Annotated in this window: 20 protein-coding genes and 1 tRNA gene; 8 read left to right on the top strand and 13 right to left on the bottom strand. The window is 73.2% G+C overall.

All coding sequences use genetic code 11. The features are described 5' to 3' along the window. Positions 1-485: 485 nt before the first annotated feature. Positions 486-575, bottom strand: a tRNA-Ser gene (locus FHY05_RS16765). A gap of 159 nt (positions 576-734) precedes the next feature. Here FHY05_RS16765 and FHY05_RS16760 point away from each other — a divergent pair. Further along, on the top strand, positions 735-1,484 hold the full coding sequence (locus tag FHY05_RS16760; protein ID WP_183945590.1) for a DUF1134 domain-containing protein: 750 nt from the start codon (positions 735-737) through the stop codon (positions 1,482-1,484). A 347-nt stretch (positions 1,485-1,831) separates the two neighbouring features. Here the strand turns inward: FHY05_RS16760 and FHY05_RS16755 are convergent, their stop codons facing one another. After that, positions 1,832-3,166: a dihydroorotase gene (locus FHY05_RS16755; protein WP_183945589.1), complete on the bottom strand. Its 1,335-nt coding sequence runs from the start codon at positions 3,164-3,166 to the stop codon at positions 1,832-1,834. 54 nt (positions 3,167-3,220) lie between these two features. On the opposite strand from FHY05_RS16755, the gene FHY05_RS16750 reads away from it, so the two are divergent. Continuing rightward, positions 3,221-3,961 carry a folate-binding protein YgfZ gene (locus tag FHY05_RS16750; RefSeq protein ID WP_183945588.1) on the top strand — a complete coding sequence of 247 codons (741 nt, stop codon included), beginning with the start codon at positions 3,221-3,223 and terminating at the stop codon, positions 3,959-3,961. 11 nt (positions 3,962-3,972) lie between these two features. On the opposite strand, the gene FHY05_RS16745 is transcribed toward FHY05_RS16750, so the two are convergent. The 6 genes from FHY05_RS16745 to FHY05_RS16720 all read right to left on the bottom strand — a co-directional run bounded on the left by FHY05_RS16745 (position 3,973) and on the right by FHY05_RS16720 (position 10,107). Beyond that, positions 3,973-5,196 (bottom strand): threonine synthase, encoded by a 1,224-nt coding sequence (locus FHY05_RS16745; RefSeq protein WP_183945587.1) that lies wholly within the window; start codon positions 5,194-5,196, stop codon positions 3,973-3,975. A 319-nt stretch (positions 5,197-5,515) separates the two neighbouring features. Continuing rightward, positions 5,516-6,067 (bottom strand): nucleotide exchange factor GrpE, encoded by a 552-nt coding sequence (grpE, locus tag FHY05_RS16740; protein WP_183945586.1) that lies wholly within the window; start codon positions 6,065-6,067, stop codon positions 5,516-5,518. A gap of 43 nt (positions 6,068-6,110) precedes the next feature. Then, positions 6,111-7,319, bottom strand: a complete 1,209-nt coding sequence (gene hrcA / locus FHY05_RS16735) for a heat-inducible transcriptional repressor HrcA (protein WP_183945585.1) — start codon at positions 7,317-7,319, stop codon at positions 6,111-6,113. 191 nt (positions 7,320-7,510) lie between these two features. Next, positions 7,511-8,536 (bottom strand): Holliday junction branch migration DNA helicase RuvB, encoded by a 1,026-nt coding sequence (ruvB, locus tag FHY05_RS16730; RefSeq protein WP_183945584.1) that lies wholly within the window; start codon positions 8,534-8,536, stop codon positions 7,511-7,513. Between the two features lie 412 nt (positions 8,537-8,948). After that, positions 8,949-9,314: a hypothetical protein gene (locus FHY05_RS16725; RefSeq protein WP_183945583.1), complete on the bottom strand. Its 366-nt coding sequence runs from the start codon at positions 9,312-9,314 to the stop codon at positions 8,949-8,951. Between the two features lie 127 nt (positions 9,315-9,441). Beyond that, on the bottom strand, positions 9,442-10,107 hold the full coding sequence (locus FHY05_RS16720) for a hypothetical protein (protein ID WP_311732510.1): 666 nt from the start codon (positions 10,105-10,107) through the stop codon (positions 9,442-9,444). A 116-nt stretch (positions 10,108-10,223) separates the two neighbouring features. Between FHY05_RS16720 and ispH the strand changes: the two genes are divergently transcribed. The 4 genes from ispH to FHY05_RS16700 all read left to right on the top strand — a co-directional run bounded on the left by ispH (position 10,224) and on the right by FHY05_RS16700 (position 14,197). Beyond that, positions 10,224-11,189, top strand: a complete 966-nt coding sequence (ispH, locus tag FHY05_RS16715) for a 4-hydroxy-3-methylbut-2-enyl diphosphate reductase (RefSeq protein WP_183945582.1) — start codon at positions 10,224-10,226, stop codon at positions 11,187-11,189. 281 nt (positions 11,190-11,470) lie between these two features. After that, a complete protein-coding gene (gene thrB / locus FHY05_RS16710) occupies positions 11,471-12,424 on the top strand; it encodes a homoserine kinase (protein WP_183945581.1) in 954 nt (317 codons plus the stop codon). After that, a complete protein-coding gene (gene rnhA, locus FHY05_RS16705; RefSeq protein ID WP_183945580.1) occupies positions 12,421-12,879 on the top strand; it encodes a ribonuclease HI in 459 nt (152 codons plus the stop codon). Before thrB ends, rnhA begins: the two co-directional genes overlap by 4 nt. Before the next feature lie 274 nt (positions 12,880-13,153). Continuing rightward, positions 13,154-14,197, top strand: a complete 1,044-nt coding sequence (locus FHY05_RS16700; RefSeq protein WP_311732509.1) for a rod shape-determining protein — start codon at positions 13,154-13,156, stop codon at positions 14,195-14,197. 274 nt (positions 14,198-14,471) lie between these two features. On the opposite strand, the gene FHY05_RS16695 is transcribed toward FHY05_RS16700, so the two are convergent. Next, positions 14,472-15,722, bottom strand: coding sequence for an arsenic transporter (locus FHY05_RS16695; RefSeq protein WP_183945579.1), 1,251 nt, complete (start codon positions 15,720-15,722; stop codon positions 14,472-14,474). Between the two features lie 460 nt (positions 15,723-16,182). After that, complete coding sequence (locus FHY05_RS16690; RefSeq protein WP_183945578.1) at positions 16,183-16,797, bottom strand: S24 family peptidase; 615 nt, start codon at positions 16,795-16,797, stop codon at positions 16,183-16,185. Positions 16,798-16,883: 86 nt separating this feature from the next. Between FHY05_RS16690 and FHY05_RS16685 the strand changes: the two genes are divergently transcribed. Beyond that, positions 16,884-17,060, top strand: coding sequence for a hypothetical protein (locus FHY05_RS16685; protein WP_183945577.1), 177 nt, complete (start codon positions 16,884-16,886; stop codon positions 17,058-17,060). Continuing rightward, complete coding sequence (locus tag FHY05_RS16680) at positions 17,057-17,356, top strand: hypothetical protein (RefSeq protein ID WP_183945576.1); 300 nt, start codon at positions 17,057-17,059, stop codon at positions 17,354-17,356. Before FHY05_RS16685 ends, FHY05_RS16680 begins: the two co-directional genes overlap by 4 nt. Before the next feature lie 196 nt (positions 17,357-17,552). Here FHY05_RS16680 and FHY05_RS16675 read toward each other — a convergent pair whose 3' ends face one another. From FHY05_RS16675 to FHY05_RS16665, 3 genes are all read right to left on the bottom strand, one after another. After that, positions 17,553-17,876 carry a hypothetical protein gene (locus FHY05_RS16675; protein WP_183945575.1) on the bottom strand — a complete coding sequence of 108 codons (324 nt, stop codon included), beginning with the start codon at positions 17,874-17,876 and terminating at the stop codon, positions 17,553-17,555. Between the two features lie 36 nt (positions 17,877-17,912). After that, positions 17,913-19,706: a gamma-glutamyltransferase gene (gene ggt, locus FHY05_RS16670; RefSeq protein WP_183945574.1), complete on the bottom strand. Its 1,794-nt coding sequence runs from the start codon at positions 19,704-19,706 to the stop codon at positions 17,913-17,915. A gap of 67 nt (positions 19,707-19,773) precedes the next feature. Next, positions 19,774-20,076, bottom strand: a complete 303-nt coding sequence (locus FHY05_RS16665) for a hypothetical protein (protein WP_183945573.1) — start codon at positions 20,074-20,076, stop codon at positions 19,774-19,776. Between the last annotated feature and the right edge of the window lie 51 nt (positions 20,077-20,127).

The raw sequence follows: 20,127 nt of genomic DNA, 5'->3' as shown, positions 1-20,127 counted from the left end.
ACCGAAACAGCCGGGCAGCTTTCGCGGTCGTTGCGCGGGGCACCGGCGTACCGGCGTGATTTGGGCCGAGCTCGATGGCCGCAGATCACCTTCGTAGACGGCACCCCTAACCCGTGTGGGACGGGTACTCTCAGATTGCACTCGGGGGGCGCGACTACATCAGGATGGAACCGCTTTAAGCGACGGCGGCTTTCGCCTCACCACGTCCCCACCTTCGGGGGTAGCCTTTTGACAGCTTTGTCAGTGAAGCGCGTAGCGCGTCATTGATGAAGCTATCACCGAAGCACGTGGATGAGATGGGATACAAAGCGTCCATGCTGCACACGCAGGGCTTGCGACATCGGAGGCTTGGCCTCTCAGTTCAGCGTTCGTAGCGGTTCATCGCTGATCGCCCGTATCCGCATCGAAGTGTGGGAATAATCGTGGGAACGAAGCGACGGCCTCAGCAAAAACGCCAGCTTTTCTGCCAATTTCGACGGCAGCCTTGGCGGAGACGGAGGGATTCGAACCCTCGATACGGTTTCCCGTATGACGCTTTAGCAAAGCGTTGGTTTCAGCCACTCACCCACGTCTCCGGGCCGGCGTGAGGCGCGGCTATAGCGAGCGTCGTCGGCGTGATCAATGGGCTCGCGGCGATTCGGTGCGGCGCGTCACGGAGTCGGGTCGTCGCGGCGTTCATTGCCCCGACAGCACCGCTACCGCTATGCTGCGACACCGGTGTGGGGACAGTGACGATGCGAACGATATGGCGCGGCGCGCGGGGCGCGATGATGGTGGCAGCGCTCGCGCTCAGCGGACCAGCGGCGGTGGGCGCGCAGGTGCGCACGATCGATCCCAATGCCGCGATCGACCAGGACGTCGGCGGCCAGCCCGCGGTACGCACACCGCGCGCGCCGCAGACGAGCCCCGCGCCGAACCAGCGCGACGACGAGCCGCTGCCGCCCGCCGAGGTGCCGACGCCGCAGGGCGACGCGCGCGCCAACGCCACCACCAACGCGGCGGAGACCTACAAGCGCGACGACCTGATCGCCGCGGGTGAGGGCGTGTTCGGCAAGGGCGCCGAGGGCTTCGCGCAGATCATCGAGAAGATCCTCAAGGACCAGGGCGAACCCAACGCCTATATCGCCGGGCGCGAGGCGTCGGGCGCGTTCGTCGTCGGGCTGCGCTACGGCTCCGGGATCATGACGCACAAGGTCGAAGGGCAGCGCCCGGTCTACTGGACCGGGCCGTCGGTCGGCTTCGACGTCGGCGGCGACGCCAACAAGGTCTTCGTGCTGGTCTACAACCTCTACGACACGCACGACCTGTTCAAGCGCTTCCCCGGCGCCGAGGGCCGGCTGTACTTCGTCGGCGGCTTCGCGGCGACCTACCTGCGCAGCGGCAACGTCGTGCTGATCCCGGTGCGCCTCGGCGTCGGGTGGCGCGCCGGCGTCAACGTCGGCTACATGAAGTTCAGCGAGACCGCCAAATGGCTGCCGTTCTGAGCGGCTGAACCGCCTGTCCCTTGCCTCCCGCGGCACCCGGGTGCGACCTGCCGAGGCCGTTATCGCGCCGCTCGCTGCGGTCGGTGGCTCCTCGACGGGGTTCCTCTTTGCCGCCTGTTCCGGAGGGGAGCCCCGATCCTCCCGTTCGACCCGCCGTCCGGGTGGAGGCCCGCCGGCGCCACGGAGGCGACGATCGCCGCCAGCCCGGTCGAACGCGGGAGCGAAGATGATCGGCAGAGCAACGCCGGCGTTCGCCCCGCCCCGGTCTGCCGACGTCGAGCGGGACGCGCCGACGGATCGTTAAGGCGAGGCGGCTCGACCGCCGCGGTCACCTCGCCACGCCTTCGTTACCGCCCGCCGGGGAACTGCGTCGCCTCGAAGCGCAGCGGCTGACCCAGCGGTCCGGCGCCGAGCTCGTCCTCCCACATCGCCACCTCGCCGCGGATGATCGTGCCGATCGGCTTGCCGGTCAGCGCCATGCCCGTGAACGGCGACCAGCCCGCGCGCGACGCCAGCCAGCGGTCCTCGATCGTCCAGCGCTTGCGCAGGTCCACCACGGTGAAGTCGGCGTCATAGCCGCGCGCGATCCGTCCCTTGCCGACCAGCCCGAAGATGCGCTGCGCGCCCGCGCTGGTCAGCTCGATCACGCGCTGGAGCGACAGGCGGCCGTTGGCGGCATGGTCGAGCAGCAGCGGCAGCAGCGTCTGGACGCCGGGCATGCCGCTCGGGCTCGCGGGATAATCCTTGCCCTTCTCCTCCAGCGTGTGCGGCGCGTGGTCGGAGCCGATCACGTCGGGCACACCCTGGTTGAGCCAGTGCCACAGCCCGTCGCGGTGCGCGCCCGAGCGGATCGGCGGGTTCATCTGCGCCAGCGTGCCGAGCCGCGGATAGGCCTCCTCGCCCGCGAGCGTGAGATGCTGCGGCGTCACCTCGCACGTGGCGATGTCCTTGTTGCGGCCGAGCAGCTCGAGCTCGGCCGGCGTGGTGACGTGGAGCACGTGGATGCGCCGCCGCGCCGCGCGCGCGAGCCGCAGGATCCGCGTCGTCGCCAGCATCGCGCTCTCGTCGTCGCGCCACACCGGGTGCGACGAGGGATCGCCCGCGACGCGCTCGCCGGCGCGCGCGTTCATGCGGTCCTCGTCCTCGGCGTGGATCGCGACGCGGCGGACGCCGTGCGCCAGCACCTCGGCGAGGCGCGAGTCCTCGCTCACCAGCAGGTCGCCGGTGGAGGCGCCCATGAAGATCTTCACGCCCGCGGTGCCGGGCAGCCGCTCCAGCTCGGCCAGCTCGCGCGCGTTGTGGTTGGTGGCGCCGACGTAGAAGGCGTGGTCGCACCACATCCGCCCCTGCGCGCGCGCCAGCTTGTCGGCGATCGCATCGGCCGAGTCGGTGTTGGGCTTGGTGTTGGGCATCTCGAACACCGCGACCACGCCGCCGCGCACCGCGGCCTCGCTGCCGCTCGCGAGATCCTCCTTATGCTCCAGCCCGGGCTCGCGGAAATGCACCTGGGTGTCGATCACGCCCGGCAGGATGTCGAGCCCGGTGCAGTCGATCCGCCGCCCCGCATCGCCGCTCGCGCCGATCGCGACGATGCGGCCGTCGCTCACGCCCACGTCGGCCCGCACCGGGCCGCCCGGGGTATGGACGGTGCCGCCGCTCAGCAGGAGATCGTAGCTCGCCATGGTCCGTCCTTTCCGGGTCTTTCACCGTGTGTGGCGCCTCCCTACCTTGCCGACATGACCGATACCAGACCGGCCACCACGCTCGCCGACCGCGCGCTGCTGCGGCTCTCCGGGGACGACCCGCGCGGCTTCCTCCAGGGGCTCGTCACCAACGACATGGCGGGCGCGCTGCCGTGCTGGGCGGGGCTGCTGTCGCCGCAGGGCAAGGCCCTGTTCGACTTCCTCGTCTGGGCGGATGGCACCGACGTGCTGCTCGACGTCGAGCGCGACGCGCGCGACGCGCTGGCGCGGCGGCTGACGATGTACCGGCTGCGCCGTGCGATCACGATCGCGCCGGAGGACGGGCGCGCGGTGCACTGGTCGCCGGAGCGGCCCACGGACGCCGATGCGGTGCCCGACCCGCGGCTCGCCGCGCTGGGCTGGCGCTGGCTCGCGCCGCCCGGCGACGGGGACGCGTCGGCGCCGTGGCGCGCGCATCGTCTGGCGCTCGGCGTACCCGAGGGCCGCGCCGAGCTGGGCGACGGCGAGACCCTGTGGCTGGAGGCCAACGCGCGCGAGCTGGGCGGGGTGAGCTTCGCCAAGGGCTGCTACGTCGGCCAGGAGAATACCGCGCGGATGCACCACCGCAGCAAGGTCAACCGCCGGCTGGTGGTGGCGCCGCTCGCGCCGGACGAGGCCAAGGCGCGCGCGCTCTACCCCGAGCTGGGGCTGATGGTGGCGCTGCGCCGCGTCGAGGCGCTCGGCGACGCGCTGCGGCCGACGTGGCTCGCCGCGGCGCTCGACGCGGAGGCCTGAGGTTCAGGCGCTCACAGCCGATCGAAGTCGATCGCGCCGTGGCGGTCGAGCCGCTGCTCGGCCGGCGGCAGCGGGTATTTCAGCCCGGTCGCGCAGTTGAACAGCACCACCTCCTCGTCCTCGTCGACCTCGCCGTCGCGCAGCGCCTGGTGGTAGGCCGCGAGCGTCGCCCCGCCCTCGGGGCAGAGCAGCAGACCGTCCTGCCGCGCGCAGGCGTCCACCGCCGCCAGGATCGCGGGGTCGCCCACCGCCAGCGCCTTGCCGCCGCTCTCGCGCACCGCGCGCAGGATGAGGAAGTCGCCCACCGCGCGCGGCACGCGGATGCCCGCGGCGACGGTGTGCGCGTCTTCCCAGCGCTCGGCATGTTCCTCGCCCGCCTCGAAGGCGCGGACGATCGGCGCGCAGCCCGACGCCTGCACCGCGTACATGCGCGGGCGCTCGCTGCCGATCCAGCCGAGCCGCTCGAGCTCGTCGAACGCCTTCCACATGCCGATCAGCCCGGTGCCGCCGCCGGTCGGGTAGAAGATCGCCCGGGGCAGCCGCCAGCCGAGCTGCGCCGCCAGCTCCAGCCCCATCGTCTTCTTGCCCTCGATCCGATAGGGCTCCTTGAGCGTCGAGAAATCGAACCAGCGCCCCTCCGCCGCCCCCTTGCCGACGATCGCGCCGCAATCGTCGATCAGCCCGTTGACGCGCCACACGCGCGCGCCCTGCGCCGCGATCTCGCGCACGTTCACCTCGGGCGTGTCCTCGGGGCAGAAGACGATCGTCTCGAGGCCGACGCGCGACGCATAGGCCGCCAGCGCGGCCCCGGCGTTGCCGTTGGTCGGCATCGCGATCCGCGTGACGCCGAGCTCCTTCGCCATCGCCACCGCCATCACCAGCCCGCGCGCCTTGAAGCTGCCGGTCGGCAGGCGGCCCTCGTCCTTGACCCAGACGTTCGCGCCGCCGCTCCGCGCGATCGGGACCAGCGGCGTCTCGATCTCGCCCAGGCTGACGACGTTGTCGGTGCGGCGCACCGGTAGCAGCTCGCGCCAGCGCCACAGGTCGGTGTCGCGCGCCGCCAGCGTCTCCCGCGGCAATTCGGCGCGGACCGCGTCGAGGTCGTAGCGGACCAGCAGCGGCCGCCCGGCGCGCGAGAGGTTGTGGAGCTGGTCCGCCGCGTAGCGCTCGCCGGTCAGCGAACACTCCAGATGGGTCACGAAGGTGGCGCGCTCGGCGGTGAGATTATCGTTCATGCCTTTAGCCTTAGCGGGTGGTTCCGCGGCGTCCAGCGGGGCGATGCGGCGGGCCGTTACGATAAGCGCCGCCCTGCCTCAACCGGCGGGGCAAGCGCTAACCCGTGCTCCCACGCTCTCCGTGTCCCGGACCTAGTCCGGGATCGTCGGTGCCGCACATCCCGCCCGCGTTTCTCCCGCGAAGCGCCGAATCCCGGACAAGTCCGGGATGGCGGCAGGGTAACCCGCTCGCCCGCGCCGGGCCCCACCGACCTCAGGAGCCTGGGAGATCAATACCGTGCCGCGGAGAGGCCGCCACGCGGCCGCCCCCGCCCTCGCCTCACTCCGGCTTCTTCGCCACCCCGACCAGCGCGGGGCGCAGCAGCCGGTCCTTGATCATCCAGCCCGACTGCATCTCCTGCACCACCGTGCCCGGCTCGGCGTCGCTGGGCATCTCGACCATCGCCTGGTGGCGGTTGGGGTCGAGCGGCTGGCCCATCGCCTCGATCTTGGTCAGCCCGTGGCGGGCGAAGACGTTGGTCAGCTCGCGGCCGGTCGCCTCCAGCCCGGTGACGAGACCCTTGAACTTGTCGTCGGCGCGCAGCTCGGCCGGGATCGCGGCCAGCGCGCGCTCGAGATTGTCGTTCACCGAGAGCACGTCGCGCGCGAAATTGGTGGCGGCGTAGGCGCGCGCGTCGGCAGCGTCCTTCTCGGCGCGGCGGCGCACGTTCTGGATGTCGGCCTGGGCGTACAGCGTCTCCTGCCGCGCGGCGGCGAGCTGGTCCTCCAGCTCGGCGATGCGCTGCGCCTGGGAATCATGCTCGGCCACCTCGGGGGCAGCCTCGGCGGTGGCCTCGCGCAGGTCGTCGGCGGAAGTCGGTTGGTCGCTCATTCTGTCCCTGTCTAATCAAGCGTCTCGAACGGGTGCGCGCGCGTCACCCGAGCAGGCGGGCGAGCGTCGCGGCGGTGAAATCCACCATGGGCACGACCCGCGCATAGTTCAACCGCGTCGGGCCGATCACCCCGACCACGCCGACCACGCGCCCGTCGTGCCCGCGAAACGGTTTCGCGATCACCGAGGATCCCGACAGCGCGAACAGCTTGTTCTCCGCGCCAATGAAGATCCGCGTCGCGTCGCCCGCGCGCGCCGAGTCGAGCAGCGCGGCGATCTCCTGCTTGCCCTCGAGGTCGTCGAGCAGGCCGCGGACTCGCTCCAGGTCGGCGGTGGCGGCGTCGTCGAGCAGCCGCCCCTGCCCGCGCACGATCAGCACCGGGCGGCGCGCGCCGTCCTCGCTCCACACCGCCAGCCCGCGCTCGACCAGCGCGCGCGCGGCGGCGTCGAGCGCGCTGCGCCCGTCGGCCAGCTCGCGCTCGAGCCGCTGCCGCGCCTCGGCCAGCGTCAGCCCGCCCAGCGTCGCGGTCATGTAATTGCCCGCCTCCACCAGTGCGGAGGGATCGAGCGCGGCGGGCAGGTCGATGACGCGATTCTCCACCGCGCCGTCCTCGCCGACCAGCACCGCCAGCGCCTGAGCGGGCCCGAGCGGGACGAACCCGATCGAGCGCAGCACCGCCTCGCGCTTGGGCACCATCACCAGCCCGGCGCAGGCGGACAGCCCGGACAGCGCCGCGGTGGTGGCGGCGAGCGCCTCCTCCACCGGGCCGGCGGCGGCGGCGCGCGCCTCGATCTGCGCGCGCTCCTCGATCGAAGGCTCGCGCGCCTGCATCATGCCGTCGACGAACAGCCGCAGCCCCCGTTCGGTCGGCATCCGCCCCGCCGAGGTATGCGGCGCCGCGAGCAGCCCCGCCGCCTCGAGCTGGGCGAGGACGTTGCGGATCGACGCAGGCGAGAGGTTGAGCCCCGCCTGCGCCAGCGCCTTCGAGCCGACCGGCTGGCCGCTGTGGAGATAACCGTCGACGACGCGGCGGAAGATGTCGCGCGCGCGGTCGGTCAGCTCGGCGATCGGGGGCGAGGGCGTCACGCGCGCAATGTAGGCGGCGGCGGGGGCCGGCTCAACCGGGCGCGCGGTGGTCGGCGACGGGCGTCGAGTGCGAATGTTGCGAATGTTGAGTCGCTGGCGCGTGTCGGCGCGAACGTTGAGTCGCGGGTTGGAGCAGTGCGGAGCGAGGATGAAGGCAGCGGTCATGTGCGCGATCTAGCGCGACGCGGGTGGCGTAGGACAGCGCTGCCCCGCGCCGATCCTCCCCGCTCGCGGGAAGGGGGACCAGCCGCAGGCTGGTGGGGGGTGTCCGCAGGCGCTGTGCTGCGTGGCGAGCCCCCTCCATCCCTCGCTTCGCGAGCGGTCCCCCTCCCCGCCACGCGGGGAGCATCTTCAACTCACTGATCGAACAGCCCGTCCTGGCTCCCCGCCGGCGGGTTGAGCCCCAGATGCTTCCACCCGCCGGCGTTGAGCACGCGCCCGCGCGCGGTGCGCGCCACCAGACCGAGTTGGATCAGATAGGGCTCGATCACCTCCTCGATCGTGTCGCGCGGCTCGCTCAGCCCGGCGGCGAGCGTCTCCACCCCGACCGGGCCGCCGCGGTACACGTCCGCGATCATCGTGAGATAGCGCCGGTCCATCGCGTCGAGCCCGAGCTTGTCGACCTCGAGCCGGTTGAGCGCGCGATCCGCCACCCCCGCGTCCACCGTCGCCGCGCCGGCGACATTGGCGAAGTCGCGCACGCGGCGCAGCAGCCGCCCCGCGATCCGCGGCGTGCCGCGCGCGCGCCGCGCGATCTCGGCGGCGCCGTCGGGCGCGATGCCGAGCTCGAGCAGCCCCGCCGCGCGCGCGACCACGCGGGTGAGCTCCTCCACCGTGTAGAATTGCAGCCGCACCGGTATGCCGAAGCGGTCGCGCAGCGGCGTGGTGAGCAGCCCCTGCCGCGTCGTCGCGCCCACCAGCGTGAAGCGCGGCAGGTCGATCCGCACCGAGCGCGCCGACGGCCCCTCGCCGATCATCAGATCGAGCGCGCGGTCCTCCATCGCCGGGTAGAGCACTTCCTCCACCGCGGGCTGGAGCCGGTGGATCTCGTCGATGAACAGCACGTCGCCGTCCTCGAGGTTGGTCAGCAGCGCGGCGAGGTCGCCGGACTTGGCGATCACCGGGCCGGAGGTGGCACGGAAGCCCACCCCCATCTCGCGCGCGATGATCTGCGCCAGCGTGGTCTTGCCCAGCCCGGGTGGGCCGAAGAACAGGACATGGTCGAGCGCGTCGCCGCGGCCGCGCGCGGCATCGATGAAGACTCGGAGGTTCTCGCGCGCGGCCTTCTGCCCGACGAAATCGTCGAGCGTCTTGGGGCGCAAGGCGGCGTCGACGTCCTCGACGCGGCGCGTGGGCGAGATCAGGCGGTCGGCGTCGGTCACGCTTCGTTCCGTAGCGCGCGGCACGGCCGGGGCAAAGCCCCGGCGGGTGGTGGGCGGCCGGCGATGAGAACGCGCCGCCCATGATCGTCATCCCCGCAAAGGCGGGGATCCAGACGCGTTGCGGTTTCTGGAAGAGCGGGGAGCGCGGCTCCTCTCTCCTCCCGCTGCCGAGCTGCGACCGCGCACCGGGCTCAGGGAAAGCACCGCGATGTCAGCGTGTCTGGATCTCCCCCTGCGCGGGGATGACGGAAGGAAGGAGCGGGGTGACGTGAAAGAGGAGTGCGGATGATGCGAGAAGGACAGGGCTGACGAGAAGGAAGCGTGTGGCTGACCGGGGGCGAAGGACAGCGCGCGGCCGCGTCGGGATCGCGTGGCAGACCGCTGCTCCTCAAGCAGGACCAGCCCCGCTGGCTCACGCCAGCCGGTCGACCACCATCCCGCTGCTGCCCGGCGCGGCACCGCCGTAGGTGGCGCCGTTGCCGAGGCTGGCGCGCAACTTGTCGAGCACGCGGTCGAACTGGTCGAGCTGTGCGCCGGCGCGGCGGATCAGGCTGCCGGTCGACCCCGCGCCAGTCTCGCCGAAGAAGTCCTTGAGCGACGCGCCCGCGTCCGCGCTGAGCGCGCCGCCCGCCACCTGCGAATCGACGCGCGCGCCGATCGAGCGGTCCGGCGCCGGCGCCGCGGGCGGCGTGACCGCCGCCGGGAGCGTCGCGCGCGTCGTCGGCGCGGCCGCGGGGGCCAGCGACGAGGAGGACAACAGCGGCGTCAATGCGGTCACGAACAACTCCCTGCGGCACCGGTGGCGCCTCGACCGACGGATTAGGCCGACAATGGTTGCTCAAAGGTGACCGACTCGCCGCTGGTTCGACTCGGCTCGTCGCAGAACGGGTGAAAGTTCAGTTTCGTCAGCGGGTTGCGTTATATTTGAGCTGGTCGGGCGTGAGCTGGAAGCCGACCAGCGCCTCGAAGCTGGCCGAGGCCACCGCGGTGCGCACCTGCGGGTCGGCGAGCGGGTCGAGCGCGGCGTCCTCGTCGCCCGCCTTGCGCTTCTTGGTCAGCCGGTCGCGCACCTCGGACGGCAGCGTCGCGGCCGACCGCGCCACCGCGCTGGTCGCCTCGGCCGAGGCGGTCGCCACCGGCTGGCCGGCGTCGAAGTGCAGCGCGACCTGGCCGAGGCGCTTGGCCACCACCGAGCTGCCGCCGCGCGTGATCGCGATGAAATAGGGCAGGGTCACGTCGCGCGGCGAGTCGGCGCGGACACGGCGCGCGCGCACGTCGAAGGTGACTCGCGTGACCACGTCGCTGCCCTGGTCGTCGCAGGTGGAGCGCACGTTGCTGATCGTCGCCACGGTGTCGATCGCGCTGGCGGTGCGGCTGGCGGGCGGGTCGAACAGGGTGACGTCGCCGGTGCCCGCGGGGACCGCCACGATCGGGCAGGCCGAGCGCACCGCGGTGATGCCCGCGCCGCCGCGCGAGACGTCGATCTCGCCGGTGCGCGCGCAGCCCGCCGCGAGCAGGAGGACGAGCGACGCGGCGAGCGGGCGGTGGAGAGTCACGCGGGGAGGAGTCACTGGGTAATCCCGACAATCAGCACATGCGACAACGGGGCCGCGCGAACGGCCCCGGTCACGCCCGCAGCATAGGAACCGACTATCGCCGGAGCAAGCATTGGCGTAGACGCGGGCGCATGGCCGAACCCCTTCCCGTCCGCCGCCCGCTCGAGCTGCTGATCGCCGCGCCGCGCGGCTTCTGCGCCGGCGTCGACCGTGCGATCCGCATCGTCGAGCTCGCGATCGAGAAGCACGGCGCGCCCGTCTACGTCCGCCACGAGATCGTCCACAACAAGTTCGTGGTCGATTCCCTCAAGGCGAAGGGCGCGATCTTCGTCGAGGAACTGGACGAGGTGCCCGACGGCGCGCCGGTGGTCTTCTCCGCGCACGGCGTGCCCAAGTCGGTGCCCGCGGCGGCGCAGGACCGCGGGCTCGACTATCTCGACGCCACCTGCCCGCTGGTCTCCAAGGTCCACCGCCAGGCCGAGCGGCTGGTCGCGATGGGGCGGCACATCCTGTTCATCGGCCACGCCGGCCACCCCGAGGTGATCGGCACCTTCGGCCAGGTCCCCCCCGGCGCGATGACGTTGATCGAGACGGTGGAGGACGTGGAGCGGCTGCAGCCGGCGGACCCCGCCAACCTCGCCTTCCTGACCCAGACGACGCTGTCGGTCGACGACACCGCCGCGGTGGTCGCGGCCCTGCACGCGCGCTTCCCGCTGGTGCAGGCGCCGCGCGGCGAGGACATCTGCTACGCCACGTCCAACCGCCAGGCCGCGGTGAAGGCGATCGCGGCGGCGTGCGACGCGGTGCTGGTGATCGGCGCGCCCAACTCGTCCAACTCGCTGCGGCTGGTCGAGGTGGCGGAGCGCCAGGGCATCCGCTCGGCGCTGATCCAGCGCGCCGCCGACCTCGACTGGGCGTTCCTCGACGGCGTCGGCACGCTGGGGGTGACGGCGGGGGCCTCGGCGCCCGAGCTGCTGGTGCGCGAGCTGGTCGACCGGCTGGCGACCCGCTTCGACGTGACCGAGCGCGAGGAGGAGACCACGCGCGAGACGATCGCCTTCAAGCTGCCGCGCGGGCTGGAGGCGGAGGCGGCATAGGGGAGGCGCCGGCGGGAGCGATCTTTCCTGCGCGCCTCTCGGCCGTCATGCCGGACGCGTGCCTAGCCCACGGTAAACCTCATCCTTCCCTGCAGGGGAATGGCAGGCCGCAGACCTGAGTGTGATGGTCAACCTTCTGGGCTGGCCTTCCTGCACCGGATCATCCGCGCCGGCGCGGGCGCGCCTCCCCTTTTCCGTCGTCCCGGGCTTGACCCGGCCTGCCCTCTTCCGCGAACGAACCCGCCGCGGGCGCTCGGACGGCCGCCACGGGGGGGCGACAGGTGGCAGTCTACACGCAGGTATCCGCCGAGGCGCTCGCCGCCTTCCTCGCGCGCTACGACGTCGGCGCGTTGGTCTCGGCCAAGGGCATCGCCGAGGGGGTGGAGAACTCCAACTATCTCGTCGACACCACCGCGGCGCGCTTCATCCTCACGCTCTACGAGAAGCGTGTCGCCGCCGACGACCTGCCCTTCTTCCTCGCTCTGCTCGATCATCTCGCCGCGCGGGGCCTGCCCGTGCCGCCCGCGATCGCCGACCGCGAGGGTGTCGCGATCCAGCGGCTCGCCGAGCGCCCCGCCTGCCTGATCCGCTTCCTCCCCGGCGTCTCGGTGTCGCACCCCAGCCCGGCGCAGGCGCACGCCGCGGCGGCGGCGATGGGGGCGATGCACGTCGCGCTCGCCGATTTCGCGCCGACCCGCGCCAACTCGATGGGGCTGGCGACGTGGCGTCCCCTGCTCGAGCGCTGCGGGCGCGACGTCGACACGATCCGGCCCGGCCTGTTCGACCGAGTCGCGCGCGCACTCGACGCGATCGAGCGCGACTGGCCGCGCGACCTGCCCAGCGGCGCGATCCACGCCGACCTCTTCCCCGACAACGTGCTGATGCTCGGCGACGCGGTCGCCGGGCTGATCGACTTCTACTTCGCCTGCACCGACCTCACCGCCTATGACCTGGCCGTGATGCATTCCGCCTGGTCGTTCGACGCCGCCGGCGCGCCGCTCGATCCTGCGATCGGCGCCGCGCTGCTGGCGGGCTATGCCGCGGCCGCGCCGCTCTCCGCCGCCGAGCGCGCCGCGCTGCCGCTGCTCGCGCGCGGCGCCTGCGTCCGCTTCCTGCTGAGCCGCGCGTGGGACTGGCTGCACACCCCCGCCGACGCGCTGGTGACGCGCAAGGACCCGCTCGCCTATCTCCACCGCCTCGCCTGGTACGAGGCCCATCCGGACTGTTTCCAATGACCGAACTCACCCTCGTCGAGATGTTCACCGACGGCGCCTGCAAGGGCAATCCCGGCCCCGGCGGCTGGGGCGTGGTGATCCGCAGCGGCGCGCACGAGAAGGAGCTCTCCGGCGGCGACTCGGTCACCACCAACAACCGCATGGAGCTGACCGCCGCGATCGAGGGGCTCAACGCGCTGACCCGCCCGTGCCGCGTCAAGCTGATGACCGACAGCCGCTACGTCATGGACGGGCTGACCAAGTGGATTCACGGCTGGCGCAAGAACGGCTGGAAGACCGCGGACAAGAAGCCGGTCAAGAACGCCGAGCTGTGGCAGGCTTTGCTCGCCGCGGCCGAGCCGCACCGGGTCGAGTGGGAGTGGGTCAAAGGCCACGCCGGCCATCCCGAGAACGAGCGCGCCGACCGGCTCGCCAGCGACGCGGCGGTGGCGGCGGGTCGCACCAAGCGGGCGTGACGGCCGGCGCGCGGCGGGTCGACGTCGCCCGCGATCCATCCGGGTCGTGCTCCGGCGAACGCCGGCGTCCAGGACCGCGAGGGAAGCGCTCGCTACGCCGTGGTCGGTGGCATGCGCGCGCACCGCTCCCGGCCCGCCCTCCGCCACCTGCCGCCTGACACCCGCCGCTGATCGCAAGCGCATTGACGGGTGAAGCGAAAGCCGCGAGCCGCGCCAGACCCTTGAGCCCCCTTGTTGGCCGCGCGCCGCCGACATCATCGAGAGAACGGTGCCCGTGCGCTTACCCTCCATCCTCGGCCTCCGCTCGCACGACCTCGCGGTCGACCTCGGCACGGTCAACACCCTGGTCCATGTCGCGGGGCGCGGCATCGTCATCGACGAGCCCTCGGTGGTGGCGGTCGAGGAGCGCGACGGCGTCACGCGCGTGCTCGCGGTCGGTGCCGACGCCAAGCTGATGATGGGCAAGACGCCCGAGCATATCCGCACCATCCGCCCGCTGCGCGACGGCGTGATCGCCGACCTCGACGTCGCCGAGCAGATGATCAAGCACTTCATCGACAAGGTTCACGGCGGACGCGGCCGGCTCCAGCGCCGCCCCGGCATGGTGATCTCGATCCCCACCGGTTCGACCCAGGTCGAGCGCCGCGCGATCCGCCAGGCGGCGCTGAGCGCGGGTGCCTCCGAGGTGCGGCTGATCGAGGAGGCGCTCGCCGCCGCGCTCGGCGCCGGGCTGCCGATCACCGCGCCGACCGGCTCGATGGTGGTCGACATCGGCGGGGGCACCACCGAGGTCGCGGTGCTGTCGCTGAGCGGCCTCGCGTACAGCAGCTCGGTCCGTGTCGGCGGCGACAAGCTCGACGACGCGATCGCCTCGCACGTCCGCCGCCGCCACAATCTGATGATCGGCGAGGCGACCGCCGAGCGGATCAAGCTGACGATCGGCGCCGCCAGCCGCCCCGGCGAGGAGGCGGACCGGCCGATGCGGGTCAAGGGGCGCGACCTCGTCAACGGCATCCCCAAGGAGATCACCATCACCGAGGGCGAGATCGCCGACGCGCTCGCCGACCTGGTCGGCCAGATCGTCGAGGCGGTGCTGCGCACGCTCGGCCATATCAAGCCCGAGCTCGCCGCCGACGTGGTCGAGCAGGGCATCGTCATGACCGGTGGCGGCGCGATGCTGACGCGACTCGACGAGGTGCTCAGCGCCGCGACCGGGCTGCCGGTGGTCGTCGCCGACTCGCCGCTGCTGTGCGTCGCGGTCGGCGCCGGGCTGGCGCTGGAGGACCCGCGGCTGCGCGACGCGCTGTCGCAGGGGTGATGGGGATGGGGGGCCTGTCGATCCTCCCCTGCGAGGGGAGGTGGCAGCCCGCAGGGCTGACGGAGGGGTGACCCGGGCGGCGAGGGCCGCGCCACTCACGACGGGCGACACCCCTCCGTCGCGCTCCGCGCGCCAGTGCGGGCGAGATGGTGTCCCCCGGACACCATCTTGGCTTGCCGGGGGCAAGCCAAAGCCCGCACTCCCCTTACAGGGAAGGATGAGGTAGCCACTGACGCTCGAGACGGCGCCCCCTCGGCAACGCTATGCGCCCCCCCTACCCGATCAGCAGCCGCGCGCCGAGCGCCGCCGCCAGCGCGGGGATCATCGTCACCGCCCCGACCTTGAGGAAGCGCCAGAAGCCGACGTCCTCGCCCTCGCGCCGGATCGCCTGCAGCCACAGGATCGTCGCGAGGCTGCCCGTGATCGAGAGATTGGGGCCGAGGTCGACGCCGATCAGCAGCGCGTCCACCACCAGCCGCGGCGGGTGCGCCTGCGCCACCGCGGTGCTGGCGACCAGCCCGGCGGGCAGGTTGTTCATCAGGTTGGAGACGAAGGCGAGCACCGTCCCCGCCAGCGCGGCGCCGCGCACCGGGTCGGCCGCGGTGGTGCGCAGCGCCGCGGCGACCTGCGCGATCACGCCGGTACGGTCGAGCGCCTCGACCAGCACGAACAACCCGGCGACCAGCGGCAGCACGCTCCACGAGACCTGCCGTGCCAGCGCCAGCGGCGAGCGCCGCGCCAGCGCGCCCACCAGCAGCAGCGTCGCCACGCCGGCGACGCAGGTCGGCAACCCGAGCGGCAGGTCGCGCGCCGACATCACCAGCAGCAGCAGCGCGGTCGCCGCGATCCCCGCCAGCGCGGTGCGACCGCCCGCGGACAGGGGCGTCCGCGCGACGTCGGTCGCACAGCTGCCGGTCAGCCGCGCGCGCTCGGCCCAGCGCAGCGCGACGAAGGGCACGCCGATCGCCGCGAGCGAGGGCAGCGCGAAGGACCCGAACCATTCGCCCAGCGGCGGCATCTTGCCGCCGTACAGGACGAGGTTGGCGGGGTTGGAGATCGGCAGCACGAAGCTGGCCGCGTTGGCGATCAGCGCGCAGGCGAACAGCAGCGGCAGCGGATCCGCTTTGGCCTTGCGCGCGGCGGCATAGACCGCGGGGGTCAGCACCACCGCGGTGGCGTCGTTCGACAGGAAGGTGGTCGTGACGATCCCGGTGGCATAGACCAGGGCGAACAGCCGCCGCGGCGAGCCGCGCGCGTGCGCCGCGGCGGCGGCGGCGACCCAGTCGAACAGGCCCTGCTCGCGCGCGGTCTCGCTCAGCAGCATCATGCCGATCAGGAAGAGGTAGACGTCGCCGCCCTTCGCCACTGCCCCCAGCGCCGCCTGCCAGGGCATCAGCCCCAGCGCCAGCAGCAGCGCGGCGCCCGCGACCGCCCAGATCGCCTCGGGCCAGCGGAACGGGCGCGCGATCACCGCCGCGGTGGCGGCGGCGCAGATCCCCCAGGTCGCCCCGACGCCGAGGATCACCGGTGCCGATCCAGGGGACGAGGCCGCGGCAGGTATCGAGCCGGCGCGGCGCGCCCGCGCGTGCCGGCGCGACGGCGCGCCCTTCCCGCGCCTCCGACGCTCCCGTCGTCCACGGCGATCAGCACGCCGCGACCGGCGCGGCCATGCGCGGGGTGTCGACGGTCATGCTGCACGCTCTCGGCATCGCGCATGTGTCGCCCGACACGAAGGCGGAGTCGATGCCCTCCGCCCGATCGGCGGCTGCGCGCCGACCCACGTCGGCCGGCCGATCGCCATGACTCGGCCCCCCTGCCGCGCGGCGACCGCCTGCGTGGCGCGCGGGCGGTCAGCGTCACCGTGCGCGTGCTCCGCTAGCGCGCCTGCTGCCGTCGTCATCACCACCTCCGGGTTCCGCCCCCCAACCCGGCGATCGTGCGAGATATCCGAACCGGCACTGATTTATATCAGGGAGACGCCTGCCTCACAGCGCGCGCGTGAGCAGCCGCGCCCGCCCGACCACGACGAGCGCGCGCGCCGCGACCCGCAGCGTCGGCCAGTCGGGATGGTCGCTGTGCACCGCGACGGTCGCGCCCTCGGGCACCAGTCGCTTGACCGCCAGTTCCTCGTCGCGGCGGATGACGTAGATCGCGCCGCCCGCGGGCGGGCGCCGGTCGGCGGTGTCGACGAGCAGCCGGTCGCCGTCGCACAGCGTCGGCGCCATCGACTCGCCCGCCACCGTGATCAGCGAGGCCGCCGCAGGGGCGATGCCGGCGGCGCGCAGCAGCGCGCGCGGCACCGGCTCGGCGCGGAGCAGGCGCTCCTCCGCGACCCGCCCGTGCCCCGCCGCGGCGCGCACCGCGAGCCACGGCACCGCCACGTCCTCCTCGCGCGGGGCGGCGCCGAGCGCGGCCTCGTCGAGCGCGAGAAAGTCGGCGAGCAGCCGCCGCTCGTGCTCGGGCAGTCGTCGCGGCGAGCCGCGCAGCACGAACTGGCTGAGATAGGCCTGGTTGCGCCCGATCATCCGCGACAGCGCGGAGAGCGCCACGCCGCGTTCGGCGGCGGCACGCGTGAGCGCCTGCTGCGGGGTCTCGGCCATGCGCGACCCTAGCCTGAGGAATTTTCCTCGACAAGTTGGAAAAGTGAGAACAGATGAGGAACAGGTGAGTCGAGGGAGATGTATCGATGAGTCTGTTGCTGGAGATCGAGCGCTACCTGCGCCGCACCGGGGTCGCGCCGACCACGTTCGGGCGGCGAACGGTCAACGACCCACGGCTGGTCCGCGACCTGCGGTGCGGCCGCGTGCCGGGCGAGCGGATGCGGCGGCGCATCGAGGCCGTGCTGCGCGCGGGCGCGCGATGAGCGCGGGGCGGCTGCAGCGCGCGCTGACTCGCTCGGCGGCACGGGCCGGCGCGTCGGTGGCGATCGAGCGGCATCGCGCGGTGGCGTGGCACAGCGCCACCTTCACCGGCGACCGCCACGAGCTGGTGCTGGCGGGTCGGGACGACCCGCGGCTCGACGCCTGGCTCGACTCGCTCGACGCCGAGTCGCTCGCGCTGCCGGGTCATGTGCTGGCGGAGCTGCGCGTAGTGGCGCGCGCGCGCGACGCGGGGGCGACGCACGCGCGGTTGGAGGGGGTGACGGTGGCGGCGGGGTGAGATCACGCCGCACCAGCGCGCGCCATCTTCGCGCGCCTCCCATCGTGCTCCCGCGCGCGCGGGAGCCCAGGGGTCGTCAGGTCATCATCGTTGCCCTGCCTGACCCTGGGTTCCCGCGTTCGCGGGAACACGTGCGATCAGAGGAGGCCGAGAGGACCCCGCCGAGCGGTCGTCGCCGCGCGGGATCGCGACTCCCTCACGCCACCAGGCGGCGCAGCCGTTGCAGGGTCTCGTCGAGCAGCAGCGGCTCCAGCGCCATCGCGCGCGGGGCGGGCGCCGCGCCGGCGGTGGCGCGCGCGAGGGCGGCGGGGTCGAACAGGCGTAGCGGCAGGTCGAGATCGCTCGGCAGCGGGCGCTCGGGCGGCGGCGTCAGCCGCACCGGCACTGCCTCCGCCGCGTCGCGTGCGCGCGCATGGCGCTCGTCGCGGCGCCGTAACCGGCGCCACGCGCCGGCGAGACCAGAGAGCGGGGCCGCGGCGAAAGGGGCGGCGGCGGAGCGGGTGAGGACATCGGCGACCATGCGCCTATCCCTAGCCAGTCAATGGTAAGTCTATGGTTAATGCGCTGAAAAGGCGAGCTCTCCGTTCGCCGGCGCCACCGCCACCTTGCCCTCGCGCCGCGGATCGTAGCCGCCGTCGAGCCGGCCATCGCGGACGATCACGCCGTGCAGCCCCGAGTCCTCGCCCTGCCCCGGCCGCACCGTCACGCCGCGCGCCGCGAGGCCCTCGCGCACCGCGGGTGCGAACTTGTCGGCCTCGCCCTGGAACGAGTCGCCGCGCGCGATCAGGTTGGGCAGCGCCAGTGCCTGCTGCATCGTCAGCCCCCAGTCGACCGCGCCGACCACCGCTTTGCCGACATAGGCGAGGATCGCGTTGCCCCCCGCCGAGCCGACCGCGCCGGCGAAATGGCGCCCGCGGTCGAGCAGGATCAGCGGCGTCATCGACGAGCGCGGGCGCTTGCCCGCGGCCACCGCGTTGGCCGCGGCGCGGCCGTCGCTGTCGCGCGGGCTGAAGGAGAAGTCGGTCATCTGGTTGTTGAGGAAGAAGCCGTCGACCATCCGCCCGGAGCCGAAGATCGACTCCACCGTCGTCGTCATTGACACGACGTTGCCGCGCGCGTCACCGACGACGAAGTGCGAGGTGCCGGTCGGCTCGAGCGTGCGGTCGACGCCGCGCGGTGCCGCGCCCTCGGGCTGGCCGGGCACCGGCGCTGCGCCGGCGCGCTCGCCGATCAGCCGCGCGCGGCGGTCGAGATAGGCGGGGGCGAGCAGCCCGGCGACGGGCACGTCGACGAAGGCGGGGTCGCCGACGTAGCGGTCGCGGTCGGCGTACATCAGCCGGCTCGCCTCGGCGAAGAGGAACCAGCCGCGCGGGTCGTCCGCGCCGTAGCGCGCCACGTCGGTGCGCTCGAGCAGGCCGAGCAGCTCGAGCAGCCCCACGCCGCTCGCGGGCGGGGGCGGCGCGCAGACCAGCAGCACGCGATAGGGCGCACACAGCGGCTGGCGCACCACCGGGCGATAGGCGGCGAGGTCGGCGAGCGTCATGCTCCCCGCGAGCGGCCCTTCGTGGACTCGCGCCACGATCCGCCGCGCGGTCGCGCCGGCGTAGAGCGCGGCCGGCCCCTGCGTGGCGAGCCTTCGGAGGAAACCGGCATAGGCCGGGTTGCGCAGCCGCTCGCCGGGGCGCAGCAGCCCGCCGCCCGGGCGCGCGAAATAGGCGAGCACGTCGGGCGCGTTCGACTCGGGGAAGCGCCCGCCCGCCAGGAAACGGCCGAGCCGCGGCGAGACCAGGAAGCCGTCGCGCGCGGTGCGCGCGGCGTCGCCGAAAAGGTCGCGCCACGGCAGCGCGCCGTGGCGGCGGTGCGCCTCGGCGAGCATCTTGACCGCGCCGGGCACGCCGGTGGCGCGCCCGCTCAGCACCGCGGTCGCGAAGGGCAGCGGCTTGCCGCCGTCGTCGAGGAACATGTCGGGCGTGGCGCCCGCCGGCGCGGTCTCGCGCCCGTCGTAGACGGTCACCTGCGTGCTGGCCGCGTCGTAATAGGTCATGAAGCCGCCGCCGCCCATGCCCGAGCTCTGCGGCTCGACCAGCGACAGCATCGCCTGCACCGCGATCGCGGCGTCCACCGCCGAGCCGCCCCGGCGCAGCACCGCCATGCCCGCGTCGGTCGCGAGCGGGTTGGCGGCGACGACGAAGAGCTGCGGCTGGGTTGCCGTCGCGGCGGGGGCGGGCGCGGAAGCGGTGGCCCCGGGCCGCGCCTCCTTCGCCGCGGGCGGCGGCGTCGCGCAGCTGCCGAGCAGCGCCGCCAGCGCCAGCGCGACGCTTGTCCCCCACGAGCTCGCGCGCGCTGCCATGGCCGTTCCTTCCGCTATCCGAGACGGCGCGGATAGCGGCGGTCGGCGGCAGCGTCCACCGCGCGGCTCAGCCCAGCGCGATCGCCCCCGCCGCGGCGAAGCCCGCGAGCGCGAGATAGCCGAGCACGCGCGCCAGCGACTCCTTGCGATAGTCGGCGTAGCGGCGGCGGTGGAGCCAGTAGCGCCCATCCTCGGTCTTCTCGAGCGCGCCGAACGCGATCATGCGGTCGAACTCCTCCGCGCCGAGGCGCGTCGCGGGCCGCTCGAACGCGGTCGCGGTGGCTGCGGTGGTCGCGCCGGCCGAGAGGAAATGCCACGCGATCTTCTTGCGCGCCTTCATGATCACCGTCGCGGCGATGGTGCCGGGCATGTTGAGTCTCCTATGTCGATCATCTCCCTCCCCTTCAGGGGAGGGTTGGGG

The sequence above is a fragment of the Sphingomonas sp. BK580 genome (genome assembly GCF_014194975.1).
Classification (GTDB): Bacteria; Pseudomonadota; Alphaproteobacteria; order Sphingomonadales; family Sphingomonadaceae; genus Sphingomonas.
This window is presented reverse-complemented; position numbering and strand designations above follow the sequence as displayed.